This is a genomic window from Aquiflexum sp. TKW24L (genome assembly GCF_023502205.1).
In the GTDB taxonomy this organism is placed as follows: domain Bacteria; phylum Bacteroidota; class Bacteroidia; order Cytophagales; family Cyclobacteriaceae; genus Cognataquiflexum.
Map to the genome: position 1 here is coordinate 13,319 of NZ_JAMFLG010000047.1, position 17,449 is coordinate 30,767.

General features: G+C 41.8%; 9 protein-coding genes. All 9 read left to right on the forward strand.

What is annotated here, in order from left to right; genetic code table 11:
- The first annotated feature begins 224 nt into the window (after positions 1 to 224).
- The 9 genes from M3O96_RS19885 (at position 225) to M3O96_RS19925 (ending at position 17,146) form a co-directional block, all read left to right on the forward strand.
- The gene (locus M3O96_RS19885) at positions 225 to 6,758 is read left to right on the forward strand and encodes a non-ribosomal peptide synthetase (protein ID WP_249723708.1); all 6,534 of its coding nucleotides are present in this window, start codon (positions 225 to 227) and stop codon (positions 6,756 to 6,758) included.
- Positions 6,755 to 7,471 carry a 4'-phosphopantetheinyl transferase family protein gene (locus tag M3O96_RS19890; protein ID WP_249723716.1) on the forward strand — a complete coding sequence of 239 codons (717 nt, stop codon included), beginning with the start codon at positions 6,755 to 6,757 and terminating at the stop codon, positions 7,469 to 7,471. The genes M3O96_RS19885 and M3O96_RS19890 overlap by 4 nt, the downstream gene beginning before the upstream one ends.
- 33 nt (positions 7,472 to 7,504) lie before the next feature.
- The gene (locus M3O96_RS19895; protein ID WP_249723718.1) at positions 7,505 to 9,709 is read left to right on the forward strand and encodes a S9 family peptidase; all 2,205 of its coding nucleotides are present in this window, start codon (positions 7,505 to 7,507) and stop codon (positions 9,707 to 9,709) included.
- A 504-nt stretch (positions 9,710 to 10,213) separates the two neighbouring features.
- On the forward strand, positions 10,214 to 11,116 hold the full coding sequence (locus tag M3O96_RS19900; RefSeq protein ID WP_249723728.1) for an EboA domain-containing protein: 903 nt from the start codon (positions 10,214 to 10,216) through the stop codon (positions 11,114 to 11,116).
- A gap of 335 nt (positions 11,117 to 11,451) precedes the next feature.
- The gene (locus M3O96_RS19905) at positions 11,452 to 12,360 is read left to right on the forward strand and encodes a TatD family hydrolase (protein WP_113925701.1); all 909 of its coding nucleotides are present in this window, start codon (positions 11,452 to 11,454) and stop codon (positions 12,358 to 12,360) included.
- Between the two features lie 2 nt (positions 12,361 to 12,362).
- Complete coding sequence (eboC, locus tag M3O96_RS19910) at positions 12,363 to 13,274, forward strand: UbiA-like protein EboC (protein ID WP_249723736.1); 912 nt, start codon at positions 12,363 to 12,365, stop codon at positions 13,272 to 13,274.
- Between the two features lie 94 nt (positions 13,275 to 13,368).
- Positions 13,369 to 14,523 carry a 3-dehydroquinate synthase gene (locus M3O96_RS19915; RefSeq protein WP_249723738.1) on the forward strand — a complete coding sequence of 385 codons (1,155 nt, stop codon included), beginning with the start codon at positions 13,369 to 13,371 and terminating at the stop codon, positions 14,521 to 14,523.
- 35 nt (positions 14,524 to 14,558) lie between these two features.
- Positions 14,559 to 15,773, forward strand: a complete 1,215-nt coding sequence (gene eboE / locus M3O96_RS19920) for a metabolite traffic protein EboE (protein ID WP_249723742.1) — start codon at positions 14,559 to 14,561, stop codon at positions 15,771 to 15,773.
- Positions 15,770 to 17,146 (forward strand): alkaline phosphatase family protein, encoded by a 1,377-nt coding sequence (locus M3O96_RS19925; protein WP_249723743.1) that lies wholly within the window; start codon positions 15,770 to 15,772, stop codon positions 17,144 to 17,146. Before eboE ends, M3O96_RS19925 begins: the two co-directional genes overlap by 4 nt.
- The last annotated feature ends 303 nt before the right edge of the window (positions 17,147 to 17,449 follow it).

The following is a 17,449-nucleotide window of genomic DNA, read 5'->3' on the forward strand; positions in this document are numbered from 1 at the left end:
GAATTGGAAATTGTATAGTTCAATTCCATTGTCAGATGAAATTCATTTAATTAATCTTAAGGTCTCCAAAAACATTGATTGGATTCTTGACAATAAAGGAATGCTTACTCAAGAGGAATCCGAAAAATTGGCCCGGATATCGAAAACGCTTATATTTCCTACAAACAAATACCAGTTTCGAATAAAATTTTGACGTATTTTTTAGTGATATAAACAAAAAGATCATGCCATTAACAAAATCGCAAATCACCCAATCAGCGACGGAGTCTTTCTTTTTAATCAAAGATTATTGGATTAAAAAGCTTGAAGGAATCGAAGAACTACAACTGCCAAAGGATCATTCAAGGTCTTTGACCCCTAGAACCGTAAATAACACCATCGATTTCCAGATAGACAAGTCTCTCCTTGATAATATTATTAGTCACTTTTCAGAATCAAAACCCTCTAAATCTACCGTCCTATTTGCTGCATTGAAGGTTTTAATTTATAGATACAGTAATCAAATTGATTTTTGCATTGGTACAAGTTTTAAAGAAACAGCACTTGACAATCCAACCCAAAAAGATGTAAAAAACGTTTATTTGGACGTCCTTCCTATTGCTACCAAAATAGATGATAGTCTACATTTTGGTGAGTTTCTTCAAAGCTTAGAAGTCGATTTAATTGAAGCCAATTCCAATAATCAAATCTCTGTTGATCAACTAATTTCCTTATTAGAAAAAAAGAATGAAAAGGATTTGAGGTTACTTTTCCCCGTCATCTTCGACTATCAAAAGAATACTGATTTAGATGGTCTTAACCAATCATCCAAAATAAACCTTGAGAATTTCAATTCAACTTTACTTTTCGGAATTGTAGAAAATGATGAAAAAATTGAAGGGTGTATCACCTTTGACAAGGAGTACTTTAGCTTTGAAACCGTAAATAGGATGGTTTCCCATTATGCAACACTTCTTGAATCTATTCATTCCCATCCTTCCATGATTCTTGGCCTTTTAAATATTATTCCAACTGAGGAAAAAACCCTTCTGTTAGAAACTTTAAATGCTACAGATGCGGAATACCCCCACGACAAGACAATCGTGGACTTGTTTGAGGAACAGGTGAATAAAACTCCTGATGCTATTGCGCTTGAATTTGAAAGCAATCAACTTACCTACCGCCAACTTGATAAAAAGTCCAATCAGCTGGCACATTACCTGAAAAGTATTGGTGTCACTTCTGAAAACCCTGTCCCAATATGTCTTGACCGTTCCTTGGAAATGATCATTGCAATTTTTGGAATTATCAAAGCTGGAGGTGCATATGTTCCCATTGACCCTTTTTTCCCTGCTGACAGAATCGATTATATGATCGAAGACACAGGAGCAAACATCGTAATATGCTCCACTGAAACTTCAAAAAACTTCGGAAATGAAATTAATCGCTTGATATTGGACCGAGAACTTGAAGTCATCAGTAAAATGCCTTCAGAAAAAGTCTCCCCTTCTCCTTCCCCCAAAAATCTGGTCTATATCATTTATACCTCAGGATCGACAGGCAAACCTAAAGGTGCCATGGTGGAGCACCGGAACCTTGTCAACTTCGTAAACAGTTTGTCCAAAATTGTGGAGTATGATTCGGCATCAATCCAATTATCTGTCACCACATATATTTTTGATGCCTTTTGTCTGGAACTGTTTGTGCCTCTTGCAGTTGGGGCTAAGGTAATATTGGTCAGCAAAGAAGTTTCCATGGACGGATTCAAACTTGCCAAAGAGCTTAAAAAACATAAACCCACGCACATGCAGGCAACTGCCTCTGGCTGGCAATTGCTGCTCAATGCGGGCTGGAACAATCCGGAAGGGATAATTATGACAACAGGTGGGGAAGCGATTGGGGAAGAGGCCAAAAACAGGCTTACCCGAACAGGCAAACTATGGAATCTCTATGGTCCAACCGAAACCACCATTACATCTGCTTTCAAAAAGCTGGAAGTTCATGAAAAGGTCACCATTGGTAAACCTATAGACAATACCAAAATCTATATCCTGAGTCCGAGGGGTAGTTTGAACCCATTGGGAATCCCTGGAGAATTATGCATCAGTGGAAAAGGTGTAGGAAGAGGTTATCTCAATCGACCTGAACTGACAGCTCAAAAATTTGTCCCTGACCCTTTTTCAGATGACAAAGATGCAGTGATGTACCATACAGGAGATTTGGCCAGATGGTTGCCTGACGGTAATATAGAATATTTGGGAAGGTTGGACGATCAGGTCAAAATCAGGGGATATCGAATCGAACTGGGCGAGATCGAATCGATTTTACAACTACATCCATCTATAAAACAAGCTGTAGTTCTGGCCAAAGAAGGTCCAAGTGGGGATAAAAGACTAATAGGCTACGTAGTTTGCCATGGAACCTTTGATCAGGATGCTGTCATTGCATTCCTTCAATCCAAACTACCGGATTATATGATTCCATCCCTTTGGATGGAACTTGAAAATCTACCACTAGCATTCAGTGGGAAAGTCGACAAGAAAGCTCTCGCGGCAATTGAAATTGAACAGATCCAAAGTGAAGATTACGAGGCTCCCAAAACTGAACTTGAAAATCAAATCGCAAAGATCTGGCAAAAAACTCTCGGATTGGAGAGGATTGGTGTCCAAGATAATTTCTTTGTTTTGGGAGGGCACTCCTTACTGGCGATGAAAGTTATTGCCACTATCAGAAGTGAGGTGGGTATCGAACTTTCGATCAGGGAGATGTTCAATTTCCCTACCATTAGGCAGTTGGCTGAAATCTTAGCCTCCAAAAGTAGTGAAGGAAATGACCTCATTCTACTTGATAATTCTGAAAAACCAAATATTATCCCCCTTTCCCACAATCAGCAAAGCCTTTGGTTTATCCATCAGTTATCTGGAAGTATTCAGTATCATGTTCCTTTGATCTTCCGTATCAGCGGAAATATTGCAATCAGCTCACTCGAAAAGGCATTCAAAATAATCCTCAACCGCCATAAAGCACTTAGTACTGTAATTAGGGAAAAGGACGGGATGGATTGCCAGATCGTGTTGGGTATAGACCAATGGAAACTTGACAGGATAGAAGTGCAGGATTCGGCACTCCTTAAAAATAAAATAACCACACTAATCAGAATTCCCTTCGACCTGACCAAAGACTACATGATGAGGGCTTGGCTCATTACAATGGCACCGGAACAACATTGCCTTGTCATCAACATGCACCACATCGCCTCAGACGGATGGTCTTCCTACATCCTCAGGAAAGAACTTTGGGAATCCTATCATTCCCTGGTCAACGGAATACAGATTTCATTGCCCCCTCTTCCTATCCAGTACATTGATTATGCCCTCTGGCAAAGAAGTTTACTAAGAAGCAATGCTGCCCAGACCAAAATCGATTATTGGAAAGCCAAACTAAAAAACGTATCCCCGCTTCAGTTGCCAACCGATTTTGGCAGACCTCCGATTCAAAGTAACCATGGGAATAGTTACCGTTTTTCAATTGATAATTCTATGGTATCTCAATTGAGAGAATTGGGACATAGCCAACAGACAACCCTTTTTATGACATTGCTTGCCGCATTCAAAACACTGCTATATCGGTACAGCGGTCAGGAAGATATTTGTATAGGCACACCTGTAGCGGGTAGGGAAAGTTCCGAAACAGAAAATCTTATAGGGTTTTTCGTCAACACTTTGGCACTTAGGTCTAACCTAAGGGGAACCATGACCTTTACAGAACTTCTCAAAGAAATCCGTTCAACTGCTCTCGATTCATTCGAATTCCAACAAATACCATTTGAAATGGTGGTAGAAAGCCTTGGACAAAAAAGAGACTTAAGCAGAAACCCTGTCTTTCAGGTTCTATTCGTTTTGCAAAATGTTCCAAAAAACGAGGTGCAACTTGAGGATGTCTTAGTATCAGAGGAAACTTATGAGCATTTCACTTCAAAGTTTGACATGACTTTTGAACTCATAGAAGTTGAATCAGGCATAGAAGGGATAGCAGAATACAATACAGATCTATATAGACCTGACACAATAGAACGTTTCGTGACCCACTATATTCATCTTCTTAAATCAATCCTAGAAAATCCATCCTTAAACCTGGATCACTTAAACATTATTCCCACAGAGGAAAAAACCCTTCTGTTAGAAACTTTAAATGCTACAGATGCGGAATACCCCCACGACAAGACAATCGTGGACTTGTTTGAGGAACAGGTGAATAAAACTCCTGATGCAGTGGCATTAATGTTCAAGGATTATAAGCTAAGCTACAAAGAGCTGAATGAATGTTCGAACCAGTTTGCACATTATCTGATTGAAAGATACAATATACAGCCCGATGATCTGGTAGGAATAGAGTTGGAGCGCAGTGAGTGGATGGTGATAGGCATATTGGCGATTATCAAATCGGGAGCTGCATATGTACCGATAGATCCAGAGTTTCCTCAGGAACGAAAGGACTTTATCAAAGAAGATGCAAAGTTGAAAATAGTTATCAATCAGGTTGAACTGGAAGGATTCAGGAGCGCGATAAAAGAAGGCAACTATCCAAACACAAATCCTGTAACCAGGATAAGTCCCGAGAACCTGATGTACGTGATTTACACATCAGGTTCAACGGGTAAACCGAAGGGTTGTATGCTCGAGCACAGGGGTTTGGTCAACCGATTGGCTTGGATGCAGAAGTCCTATGCTTTGACAGAAAAAGATTGTATCCTTCAAAAGACCACTTTTACTTTTGATGTATCGGTATGGGAACTTATCTGGTGGTCCTTGCAGGGGGCCTGTGTGAGTATGTTGGAACCAGGAGGAGAGAAACAACCCGAAAAAATTGTTTCGACAATAGAAGCCTCACAGGTTACGGTGTTACATTTTGTACCAAGTATGCTTGAAGCCTTTTTAGAATTTCTGAGCAGCTCAACAGAAAACATTTCGAAGCTAAGCAGTCTAAAGCAAGTATATACCAGTGGAGAAGCCTTAAAAGCGGAACAAGTAAAGCGTTTCAAAGAATTGCTCCCGGATGTAAGTCTAATGAATCTCTATGGTCCTACAGAAGCGAGTATAGACGTGAGTTACTATGCCTGTGAGACAGCTGAGGAACTGAACATTCCAATAGGCAAACCGATTGACAACACAGCGCTTTACTTGTTAAATCCCACCCACCACCTCGTTCCTTACGGTACTGTCGGGGAGATTTGCATAGGCGGAGTAGGCCTAGCAAGGGGATATTTAAACCGGGAAGAGCTCACCAGGGAGAAATTTATAGAAAACCCGTACAGGCCTGAAGAACGATTATACAGAACGGGAGACTTGGGCAGATGGCGCGGGGACGGTAATTTAGAGTATCTGGGCAGGTTGGACGACCAGGTCAAAATCAGGGGATACCGAATCGAACTCGGTGAAATCGAATCCGTCCTACTACTCCATCCCAGTGTGAAGCAAGCGGTAGTCATGGCAAAAGAAAACGGACAGGGTGACAAAAGGCTCGTGGGATATGTCATCTGCGACGGGACTTTCGACAAAGGATCCGTCAGCGCATTCCTCAGGTCAAAACTACCAGAATACATGGTGCCGGCTCTTTGGGTAGGGCTCGAAAAACTACCCCTCACACACAGTGGCAAAACCGACAGAAAAGCACTGCCCGATGTCGGAATCGGCGATATGGTGACCTCCGGATATACTGAACCAAGGAATGATCTGGAAAAACAGATTGCAGCTATCTGGCAGAGAATCCTCGGTTTGGATCGGATAGGCATCCATGATGATTTCTTTGCATTGGGGGGACATTCCCTGCTGGCTGTAAAAGTAATGTCAGCTTTGGAAAAAGAAATTGGGTCAAAACTTACCATTAATCTGATATTCAAATACTCGAGTATATCAGAACTCGCAAATGCAATTGAGAACATCAATCAAAATCAGGTTGGTTTGAAATCATTATTAGATGTAAAAACCTCTGGAAGCAAACCACCATTATATATGGTTCATGGAGGAGGATCCTCTGCATCTATTTATTATAATTTAGCAAAATACATTGACACAGACCAGCCTATTTATGGCTTTCAACCAAAAGGCTTGGATGGAATCGAGGAACCTGACAAATCTCTTGAAGAAATGGCTACTTACTATATTTCACTGATGATTGAACAAAATCCGGATGGCCCTTACAATTTATCAGGCTATTGCTTTGGTGGAATTGTGGCTTATGAAATGGCCAAGCAACTTCAATCTATGGGACAAAAAGTCAATAAACTTATTTTATTTGACACAGCTGCGTTCGATTACCGAGAAAGACATTCACCATTTGAAATTATTAAACTTCAGTTAAACATCATCCTAGCTCTGGGAAACTTTTTATTGAATGAACCTGTGGGATATTTAAAGAATAGAAAAAGTTATCTTAAACGAAAAATGGCTTTGATATTTTCAACACTAAAATTAAAGCCCAATCCATCATTTGTGAATACATCTAAAGACTACCTCAATAAAGTTTCAAAAAATAATACCTATTTATTAAATAAATACGAGTTAGTTCCTTGTTATCATGGCACCTTGTATTTATTGCGGGCAAAAACCAAAGAAACTTATATAGAAGAACCAAAATTCTATGGATGGACCTCATTTGTTGAAAAAGTCAAGGTGATAAATATCGGCGGACACCATGACATTATTCTCAAAAAAACTGAAATCTTGAAAGAAATAGCCGAGAAGATTCAAAAAATCCTTGATGAAAAATCGGATTCATGAATTTACATATAATCATCGATTGGAAAGATATAGATCCTAATTGGAAAAAATTTGGAAAAAAAAACGATTTAGATGAAATCCAGGTCTTCAGGTTTAGGATTTCCAAAAACACTGATTGGATTCTTGGCAATAAAGGAATGCTCTCCCAAAAGGAATCAGAAAAATTGGCCCGGATTGTCAGAGAAGAGGACAAAAATACCTTTTTGGCGAGCACTATTCTGAAGAAAATCCTTTGCGGATACTACCTCGGCTGTGAACCCCAATCAGTAGAATTTGAGATGAACGAATTCCAAAAACCTAAAATTAAAAATCAAGAAAACATCCATTTCAATACCTCACATTCGGGTGATTGGCTCATATTTATTTTTTCCTCAAATCCATGTGGAATCGATATAGAAAAAATAAATCCTGATTTTGACTATCCATCTGTTTTAAAAATGTCTTTCCATCCCGATGAAATTGATTTTATCCAAAAATCAAAACAACCTGAAGAACAATTCTTCAAAATCTGGACGATCAAAGAATCCATTTTAAAAGCCGAAGGAACAGGATTGATGGATAACCTAAATGAATTGAATACACTCCAAGATTTTGCTAAATTGCCGGACAACACCGATCCTTGGCATACCAAAAGCATGTTGATCGAAGGAGTTTATTGGTGCAGCGTGTGCTTTAAAAACGCTTCTGCAAAAATGAAATTCTTTGAAATTTGAAATATCCTTTTCTTTAATAAAAAACCAATCCCTATGAAACCCTATCATTTCCTGAAGTTATTCTTGGTTTTCTTTGTTTTTCTTTTTATTCCCTATGCACAAGCCCAACAAGGCGATATCAAATGGTCTAATGATGGCACGGCTTATTTCAGTGTCGAACAAAATGAGATCGCCCAATACACCTTGCCGGCAAACGACAGGAAAGTGCTCGTCAGCAAACAACAACTGACTCCATCCGGAAAAAGCGATCCGCTTAAGTTGGACTTGTATGCGTTTTCGCAGGACAATACCAAGCTGCTCATTTTCACCAATTCCAAGCAGGTCTGGCGAATCAATACCCGTGGTGATTATTGGATTTTGGACATGAAGGACAATAGCCTAAAACAATTGGGCAAATCAAGGCCTGAATCTTCACTGATGTTTACCAAAATATCTCCCGACGGCACCAAAGCAGCTTATGTCAGCGAATACAACATTTATTTAGAAGACCTCGCAACCCAGTCCATCACCGCGCTTACCAAAGACGGAAACAGAAAATTCATCAACGGAACTTTTGATTGGGTATATGAGGAGGAATTTGCCTGCCGTGACGGTTTCCGTTGGAGTAATGACAGCAAGTCTATTGCATTTTGGCAACTCGATGCCGAGGGGACAAGGGATTATTACATGATCAACAATACCGATTCGGTGTATTCCAGAATCATTCCTGTAGAGTACCCAAAAGTCGGCGAAAGCCCTTCAGCAGCTCGGATTGGCGTGATTGATATTGCTACTACCAACACCAAATGGATGGATATTGAAGGTGATCCAAGACAACATTATCTCGTGAGGTTGGAGTTTATCCCCGGTACCAATGAATTTCTTGTACAGCAGCTAAACCGCAAACAAAACGAAAGCAAAATTTTACGTTGTGATGCGACGACAGGTAAAATCACCCTAATTCACACTGAAACTGACCCTGCGTGGGTAGATGTGATGAGCCCGGGTGACGATACGTATGATATCGACTTCAAACATCCGGTACATTGGCTTGCCGGTGGCAAAGAATTTCTTTGGCCAAGCGAAAAAGGGGGCTGGAAGCAATTGTACAGAATCAGCATAGATGGCAAAAAAGAACTTTTGGCCACACCCGGAAACTATGATGTGATTTCCATGAAAGCCTATGATGAAAAAAGCGGTTTTGTCTATTTCATCGCCTCTCCTGACAATGCCACCCAAAAATACCTTTACCGCAGCCGATTGGATGGCAAAGGCAAATTGGAAATGGTCACTCCTGAAGGATTTCCCGGAACGCACAGCTACAATCTTTCTCCAACAGCAAAATTTGCACAGCACCGCTTTTCAAACCATTACACAAGACCATTGGGCGAAATGGTCAGCCTGCCAAAGCATCAGGCTTTTAATGAAAAAGAAAGTATAGCTGCAAAACTCTCTTCCGCCCAAGTGGAAAAGACAACCGAATTCTTCAAAATCACCACCGAAGAAGGTATTGAGATGGATGGTTGGATGGTCAAACCAGCAAACTTTGACCCTTCCAAAAAGTACCCTGTAGTGTTTTATGTCTACTCAGAACCTTGGGGTGCAACAGTCGCTGACGGATTTGGATCATCAAGAAACAGACTTTACAAAGGGGACATGAGACAGGATGGGTATATTTATATCTCTCTTGACAACCGCGGAACTCCCGCACCAAAAGGTAGAGAGTGGCGCAAGTCCATTTACAGAAAAATCGGTGACATCAATATCCGCGACCAAGCGCTAGGCGCAAAGGAAATCCTAAAATGGTCATTTGTGGATCCCGAGCGGATTGCAGTTTGGGGTTGGAGCGGTGGCGGCACGGCTACGCTTAACCTGATGTTCCAATATCCTGAAATTTACAAAACAGGCATTTCTATCGCTGCGGTGGCCAATCAGCTCACCTATGACAATATTTACCAGGAAAGGTACATGGGATTGCCACAGGAAAATCTGGAAGACTTTGTAAACGGTTCTCCTCTTTCCCATGCAAAAAACCTACAGGGTAACCTGCTTTATATTCATGGTACTGCCGATGATAATGTCCATTACCAAAACGCCGACATGCTCATCAATGAGCTGATCAAGCACAACAAGCAATTTCAGGTCATGCCCTACCCCAACAGGTCACACAGCATTTCTGAAGGACAAGGGACTTTCCTCCACCTTTCTACACTTTACACAGACTATCTGAAAAAATATTGCCCTCCGGGAGGAAGGTAAAATTGGGAGATTATGACACAAACTTCAACCCAAAGGATAAACTTTCCTTAGGAAAAGTGTGATGATTCACATTTATTCATTTGAAAAAGTTTTGTCCTCAGCATTTATTACTTTGGAAAAGTGTAGATCACGATTCTTTTATCCAAAGAATAGAATTCTGCAGATTCCGATTTCGACCAATTTCGCTTTGCGTTAATTTATTCCAAAACAGGATTTTGGATTGAAAATTCCATAGATGATTTTAGTCATCTTTTTGAATCAAATCCTAAACATGAAAACCCTATTCTACAGCAATCAATTATTTAGAAGGCAGTGAAATGGCCAAAATAGATGTAAAATGAATGTTTTTCCTATGAAATAAATTTGTCTGACAAAAAAACGGTTGGATTACAGAAAGCAAGTCAAAGTCAGATTTTACCCTTCAAAATCGATCTCGTCCATATTTTCAAAAAAACCATTAACTTTAAAATGCTGATTTATTTGACCCAAATAACAGTCTAAACCATGGACAAAATTATAGATTTAGATAAAGCCAAAGCCTTTCTTTTTGAACTGTTACAACAAGAATCCGATCCAAAATCCATCGAATGGCTCTTGCTTCAAAAGGAAAAAATCCAAAATGAATCTTCTTACCTGAAGTTTTATATGGCCTTTGGTCAGGCCTCTAGGTATTTCAAAAAATACCTTTTACAGCCTTCGGAAATTCAAAAAAAAGAGGCAAATACCTTGCTTGAAGGTTTCCGTCCCGATACTTGGGACCAACTGCAGACAGCAAGAACTTACCTCTTGCTTCACTTTGAAGAAAGAGACCCTACCTCTTGGGTGACGTCGCTGAATAAGCTTTTTGAAACTGGTGATATGCACGAACAGCAGTCGCTTTATGCAGCCATTCCTTTGATGCCATTCCAAAAAGAAATGAAGGAAAGGGCCATCGAAGGTCTCAGGACTAATATCAGTTCTATCTTTGATGCCATTGCGCTGAACAATCCTTATCCTGCCGAAAATTTCGAAGAAAGGGCTTGGAATCAGATGGTGATCAAGGCCATTTTCCTCCTCCGTCCATTATACCAAATCGAGGGTGCGGATGAAAGGGCTAATCCACAACTTGCCAATATCCTGATCGACTTTGCGCATGAAAGATGGGCTGCAGGCCGTAAGATAATGCCTGAACTTTGGCGTTTTGTCGGACCTTTTATCAACGAAGAAAACATAAAAGACATAGAGGTAGTGTTACAGACCGGAGACCTGCTTCAGGAAAAGGCCGCGCTTTTGGCATGTAGCAAAAGCAGTTTTGACAAAGCGAGAAATCTGCTCGATGAAAACCATGTCATCAAAGAAGCCATCGAAACCGGAGGAATTACCTGGGAATCAATCGGAAAGGAATTTCAGGAGACGCTACCGAAATAGGCTCAGTATCGGCTGTTTTATCGTCCTTATGAGTGTTCATCATGGAAAAAAATGAACAGAAATGAGTTAACGATGGAGGACCGTCATTCTGAACCGGAGCTTGCGGAGGTGAAGAATCTCATTAATCAGTAAGACTCTTCACTACGTTCAGATTGACGGCCCGTATGTTCAGGTCATTGGTAATGATCCCGGCTATCGGAAGTAGAGTCTTACCGAAAATAATTAGATCCTTCAGTCGTACCTCCTTCAGGATGACGCGAACCAGACCATTAATCAAGTTAGTTTTTGAATTGAAAAGTATATCATTTAGGTTACTCAAATAAAAATATCACAAAATGGAAATGTTTATAGATCCCCATATTCATGTTGTTTCCAGGACTACTGATGACTACGAAGCCATGCGCAAAGCAGGTATCGTGGCGATCATCGAACCGGCTTTTTGGTTGGGTCAGCCACGAACTGAGGTGGGAAGCTTCAAAGATTATTTCAGCACATTGGTTGGTTGGGAGCGTTTCCGCGCCAAGCAATTCGGCATCGTCCATTATTGCACCATGGGGCTGAATTCCAAAGAAGCCAACAATGTGCCTTTGGCGGAAGAAGTAATGGAATTGTTGCCATTGTATGTAGGGAAGGAAGGCGTCGTTGCCATAGGAGAAATCGGCTATGATGACCAAACGGAAGCTGAGGACCGCTTTTACCGCCTTCAACTTGAGTTGGCCAAAGAAGTGAATCTCCCTGTTTTGATCCATACCCCACATAGGGATAAGAAAAAAGGAACTTACCGCAGCATGGATGTCAGTGAGGAACATGGCCTGCCGCCAAGCATGGTCATCGTCGACCACAACAATGAAGAAACAGTCAAAGAGGTTTTGGACAGGGGTTATTGGGCGGCATTTACCATCTATCCCCATACCAAAATGGGAAGTGAGCGGATGGCAGAGATTGTCAAGCATTATGGTCCGGAAAGAATTATCGTTGACAGTGCTGCGGATTGGGGCATCAGTGATCCATTGGCCGTTCCAAAAACAGCCGCTCTGATGCGCAAAATGGGAATTCCTGAAGAACATATCCGCATGACTTGCTACCAAAACGCCCTGACAGCCTACTCCCAAAGTGGACAGATGGATGAAATGGATTGGCTAAAACCGGAACCTATTGACCAAAGAGAAAGGCAATTTGGCAACTCGGTCCTTAGAGGCGGACAGACCCCAAGAGTTGAAGGATCTGACATTGTGGAGAATTAAGCATGTCAAAAATCAAAGCCTACCTACAACTCACCCGCCCCGCAAACATCGTCACAGCCATTGCTGATATTTGGGCAGGCTTCGCCATCGCAGGCGGAGCCTTGGTTATTTTTGCTGACGAGACCAATTTGATAGACTCGCCCGTTTTCCATAACCTTCTTTGGTTGACACTTTCCACCATCGGATTGTATGGCGGAGGTGTAGCTTTCAACGATGTGTTTGATGCGGAATTGGATGCAAAAGAAAGACCCGAAAGGCCTATCCCAAGCGGAAGAGTTTCCAAGGGAAAAGCTGCTTTGATGGCTTTTCTATTGCTTTTGATGGGAGTTATAGCCGCTTGGAACGTCAGCACTCTCAGTGCATTGATTGCTTTGACTGTCGCTGTTTTGGCGGTCTTGTATGATTATTGGGGCAAACACCAATTTATTTTTGGTCCCATCAATATGGGACTTTGCCGTGCGGGAAACCTTCTTTTGGGAATCAGCGCCTTCCCCATCATGCTTCAAAGTTATTGGTTCCTAGGTTTTATACCGCTGGTATTTGTGGCTGCCATTACGATGATCAGCCGTGGGGAAGTTCATGGAAAAAACAGAAAAGCTTTAAAAGCTGGATTTTTGATGTACGCTGCCATCATCGTCGCCATCTTGGCATTGAGTAATCTAGAAACAAATCGCATATTCCAAGTAATCCCTTTTCTAGCGCTGTTTGCTTATATGATTTTCCCACCTTTGATAAAAGCTATCCGTGAACAAGTCCCTCAACTGATTGGAAAAGCTGTCAAAGCAGGGGTGATTTCCCTGATTATCCTCAACGCTTCCCTTGCAGCGGCATTTGCCGGATGGCAATTTGGTATAATTGTATTATTGTTATTGCCCATTTCAATTTACCTTGCCAAAAAATTCGCCGTCACCTAAACTGATTTCTGGCAATTTTGTGTTGAATCACAAACAAAACAAAAAGGCCATATTTGGGATTAAATAGAGACTTTGATAATTTAAGTTTATACCAATGGAAAAGATTATTGAGCAGACCTTCACCGTCCCATTCCGGTATCAGGTTTGTTTTTTGGAAGGAATTTTTAATGTTAACAACCCAATGCTTGCCGATTTTCTGGACAACGGAAAAAAAGCGAAAGCCTTTTTTGTGGTGGACAGCGGTGTGGCAGATGCTTTTCCCAATCTCCTCAACGAAATCACGGATTACGCAAAGGCCTATGAAAACAAGTTTTTGCTCAGCACAGCACCTTTGGTAGTTGAGGGTGGGGAGATTTCTAAAAACGACGAAACCATTTTCAAGAAAATCGTGGATGCCACCAGCATTTTCGGAATTGACAGGCATTCCTATATCGTAGGAATCGGTGGCGGAGCGGTGTTGGATATGGTGGGTTTTGCAGCAGCCATTTCCCACAGAGGAATCAGGCATATTCGGATCCCGACTACTGTACTTTCTCAAAATGACTCAGGTGTTGGGGTCAAAAACGGTATCAATTCCTACGGAAAGAAAAATTACCTCGGCACTTTTGCGCCTCCCTATGCAGTCATCAATGATTTTAATTTCCTCACAACATTAGATGACAGGGATTGGAGATCTGGTATTTCTGAAGCTATCAAAGTCGCTTTGATCAAAGATTTAAGCTTTTTTGAGTGGTTGGAAGAACATGCCGATCAGCTCGCCAACAGGGTGATGGAACCCATGCAGGAACTGATCATCAGATGTGCCCAAATGCACATGGACCATATCGCAGGCAAAGATCCCTTTGAAACGGGTTCGGCAAGACCTTTGGATTTTGGACATTGGGCAGCACATAAACTCGAACACCTCACCCACTATCAGGTCAGGCATGGGGAGGCTGTCGCAATTGGAATTGCTTTGGACAGTACATATTCTTATCTCAATGGAATGATCAGCCAAGCCGACCTGATGCGGATCATCAACCTGATCAAAACCTTGGGATTTGAAATCTACCATCCGGAATTGTCCGGTCAGGCATTGCTGAAAGGCCTGGAAGAGTTTCGGGAGCATCTAGGCGGTGAACTCACCATTACTTTGTTGGAATCTTTGGGCAAAGGAGTTGAAGTTCACCAAATGGACAATGACCTGATTTTGAAATCCATTGATCATCTAAAATTGTTTCACCTAGAAAATCTTGTTGCCCGTTCCTAATTTTTGGGTTTAATTTGATTAATTCCATAAAACCCATGTTTAAAAACGGTCATCATTTAACCTATTGTACCAATATCCATCCGGGAGAAAGTTGGGAGGCGACTTTCCAAAATCTCAAAGAATACATCCCAAGGATAAAAGCGGCAGTTTCTCCAAACGCATCTTTTGGAATCGGACTCCGGTCTTCCCATGAGGCTAGCCTGGAATTGGCGAAAACCGAAAACCTAGAGGAATTCAAATCTTGGTTAGCAGCAAACGACTGTTACGTATTTACTTTCAATGGCTTTCCATACGGAGGTTTCCATAATCAGGTCGTAAAAGATGAAGTCCATCAACCTGATTGGACAACTCGGGAGAGATGGGCTTACACAGACCGACTTTTCGATATCCTTGCAGCTCTCATTCCCGAAGGCATAGATGGCGGCATATCCACTTCTCCGCTATCCTACAGACATTGGCACAAAGACAAATTTCAAATGGATCAAGCGATTCATTCCTCCACGCTGAACCTTGCCAAAATTGCTGAAAAGCTCTATTTAATCCATAAAAATACAGGCAAACTCCTTCACCTTGATATAGAGCCAGAACCTGATGGAATCCTCGAAAACACCCAGGAAGTGCTTGATTTCTATCAAAATTGGTTGATTCCTGTCGGTGGAAAATACTTGACCGAGAAACTTGGAATCTCTTCCCAAGAAGCGGAATCCAGTCTCAAAGAACATATCAGGATCTGCTATGACGTCTGTCATTTTGCGGTTGTCTATGAAAAACCTTCTGAAATATTTCAGGCATTCCGATCAGCAGGAATCAAAATCGGAAAAATCCAGATCAGTGCTGCTTTGAAGGTAAATATCCCCAAGGACCAATCTGCAAGGAAAGAATTAGAATCCCTGCTTAGCCCTTTTGCAGAGTCAACATACCTGCACCAAGTCGTAGCCCGAAACTCAGATAGCAGCTTGGTTTCTTTCAATGATTTGCCGCAGGCAATGGAAACCTTAGCAAATACAGCATCAGAAGAATGGAGAATCCATTACCATGTCCCGGTATTTTTGGCGGATTATGGAAAAATCTCCTCCACACAACAAGACATCATTGATGTGTTAGATTACATCGCCAAAGACCCAGTCTGCAATCACCTCGAAGTGGAAACATACACTTGGGAAGTGTTGCCGGAAAGTATCAACCTTGATTTGGGCGGATCGATCATCCGGGAACTGCAGTGGGTCATTCAAAACAGCAGCAATCCATGAAAAAAACAGTAGTCATAGATATCGTCGCTTTATCCGGTCGGGTGATCGGCGAGCATACCCCATTTTTGAGAGATTGGATCGCAAAAGGGCAAAGCGCCACCATCGAGCCGGTTCTGCCTGCGGTTACCTGTTCGGCTCAATCTGTCTACCTGACAGGGAAATGGCCTTCCGAAAACGGCATCGTAGGTAACGGTTGGTATTTTAGGGACGAATGCGAAATAAAGTTTTGGAGGCAGTCAAACAACTTGGTCCAATCCGAAAAAATCTGGGATGTGGCCAAAAAAATCAATCCTGAGTTCACCGTTTCCAACATGTTTTGGTGGTACAACATGTACTCCAACGCAGATTATCAGGTGACCCCAAGGCCCCTTTACCCGGCAAACGGCTTAAAATTACCTGATTGCCACAGCCATCCGATGGAATTGAGAGACAGGTTGCAAACAGAATTGGGACAGTTTCCGCTTTTTTCCTTTTGGGGACCAAACGCCAATATTGCCTCCACCAAATGGATTGCGGACGCTTCCAAGAAAGTGGACGAGTGGCACAATCCGACATTGACCCTGATCTATTTGCCAAATTTGGATTATAAGCTGCAACAGTGCGGGATCGATTTTTCCAAAATCGGAAAAGAATTGAGTGAAATAGATGAAGTCGCCAAAGACCTAATCAGCTATTATGAAAAGCAGGGCACAAAGGTGATTTTGCTGTCCGAATACGGCATCACTTCAGTCAACCATCCGATTCACATCAACAGGATACTGAGAGAAAAAGGCTACATCGCTGTCAAAAATGAATTGGGATTGGAGACTTTAGACGCAGGGACATCCAAGGCCTTTGCCGTTTCTGACCACCAATTGGCACATATTTATGTCAAAGACAAAAAGGATATTCCGGCAGTCAAATCCTTATTGGAAAGTATTTCCGGTATAGAATCGGTCTTGGATGAAGCAGGCAAAAAAGCCTATCACCTTGACCATGAAAGGTCAGGGGAATTGGTCGCCGTCGCTGACAAAGATTCTTGGTTTACGTATTACTTTTGGTTGGATGATGCCATAGCCCCGGACTATGCACGTTGCGTGGATATCCACCGCAAACCGGGATATGATCCTGTGGAGATGTTTGCCGACCCAAATATCAAAATGCTGAAAGCCACAGTTGGGCTCAAAATCCTGAAGAAAAAGCTTGGCTTCCGGTACCTGATGGACATCATTCCTTTGGATGCGAACTTGGTCAAAGGTTCTCATGGCTCCATTCCAAAAGACAGTTTGGACCATCCTGTATTCATCAGCCAAGATCCTACATTGAATTCCAAAACAAAACTCTCTCCCATCGAAATCCAGGATTTGATCTTGAAATCAGTATTTGGCAATTGAGATATTTGATAAATTAACCGCAATGAGCGCAAAGGTTTCGCAAAGTGGGCCTCGCCTTCATTTTTGACCACGGAGGGCGCAGAGTTTGGAGACACCGAATGGGCAGAAGAATTCCAAAGCAAAACTCTCTCCCATTGAAATCCAGGATTTGATCTTGAAATCGGTTTTTGGTAATTGAGAAACCGCTTTTATTGCCGTTGTCAGTGATTCAACTGACACTCATCCTTATTCATTATTTTAACCGCAATGAGCGCAAAGGTTTCGCAAAGTGGGCCTCGCCTTCATTTTTGACCACGGAGTGCA

Excerpts from the sequence above, each read along its gene's own strand:
- M3O96_RS19895 (WP_249723718.1), top strand. The coding sequence starts at position 7,505 with ATGAAACCCTATCATTTCCTGAAGTTATTCTTGGTTTTCTTTGTTTTT.
- M3O96_RS19905 (WP_113925701.1), top strand. The coding sequence starts at position 11,452 with ATGGAAATGTTTATAGATCCCCATATTCATGTTGTTTCCAGGACTACT.
- M3O96_RS19915 (WP_249723738.1), top strand. The coding sequence starts at position 13,369 with ATGGAAAAGATTATTGAGCAGACCTTCACCGTCCCATTCCGGTATCAG.
- M3O96_RS19900 (WP_249723728.1), top strand. The coding sequence starts at position 10,214 with ATGGACAAAATTATAGATTTAGATAAAGCCAAAGCCTTTCTTTTTGAA.
- M3O96_RS19925 (WP_249723743.1), top strand. The coding sequence starts at position 15,770 with ATGAAAAAAACAGTAGTCATAGATATCGTCGCTTTATCCGGTCGGGTG.
- eboE (WP_249723742.1), top strand. The coding sequence starts at position 14,559 with ATGTTTAAAAACGGTCATCATTTAACCTATTGTACCAATATCCATCCG.
- eboC (WP_249723736.1), top strand. The coding sequence starts at position 12,363 with ATGTCAAAAATCAAAGCCTACCTACAACTCACCCGCCCCGCAAACATC.
- M3O96_RS19890 (WP_249723716.1), top strand. The coding sequence starts at position 6,755 with ATGAATTTACATATAATCATCGATTGGAAAGATATAGATCCTAATTGG.
- M3O96_RS19885 (WP_249723708.1), top strand. The coding sequence starts at position 225 with ATGCCATTAACAAAATCGCAAATCACCCAATCAGCGACGGAGTCTTTC.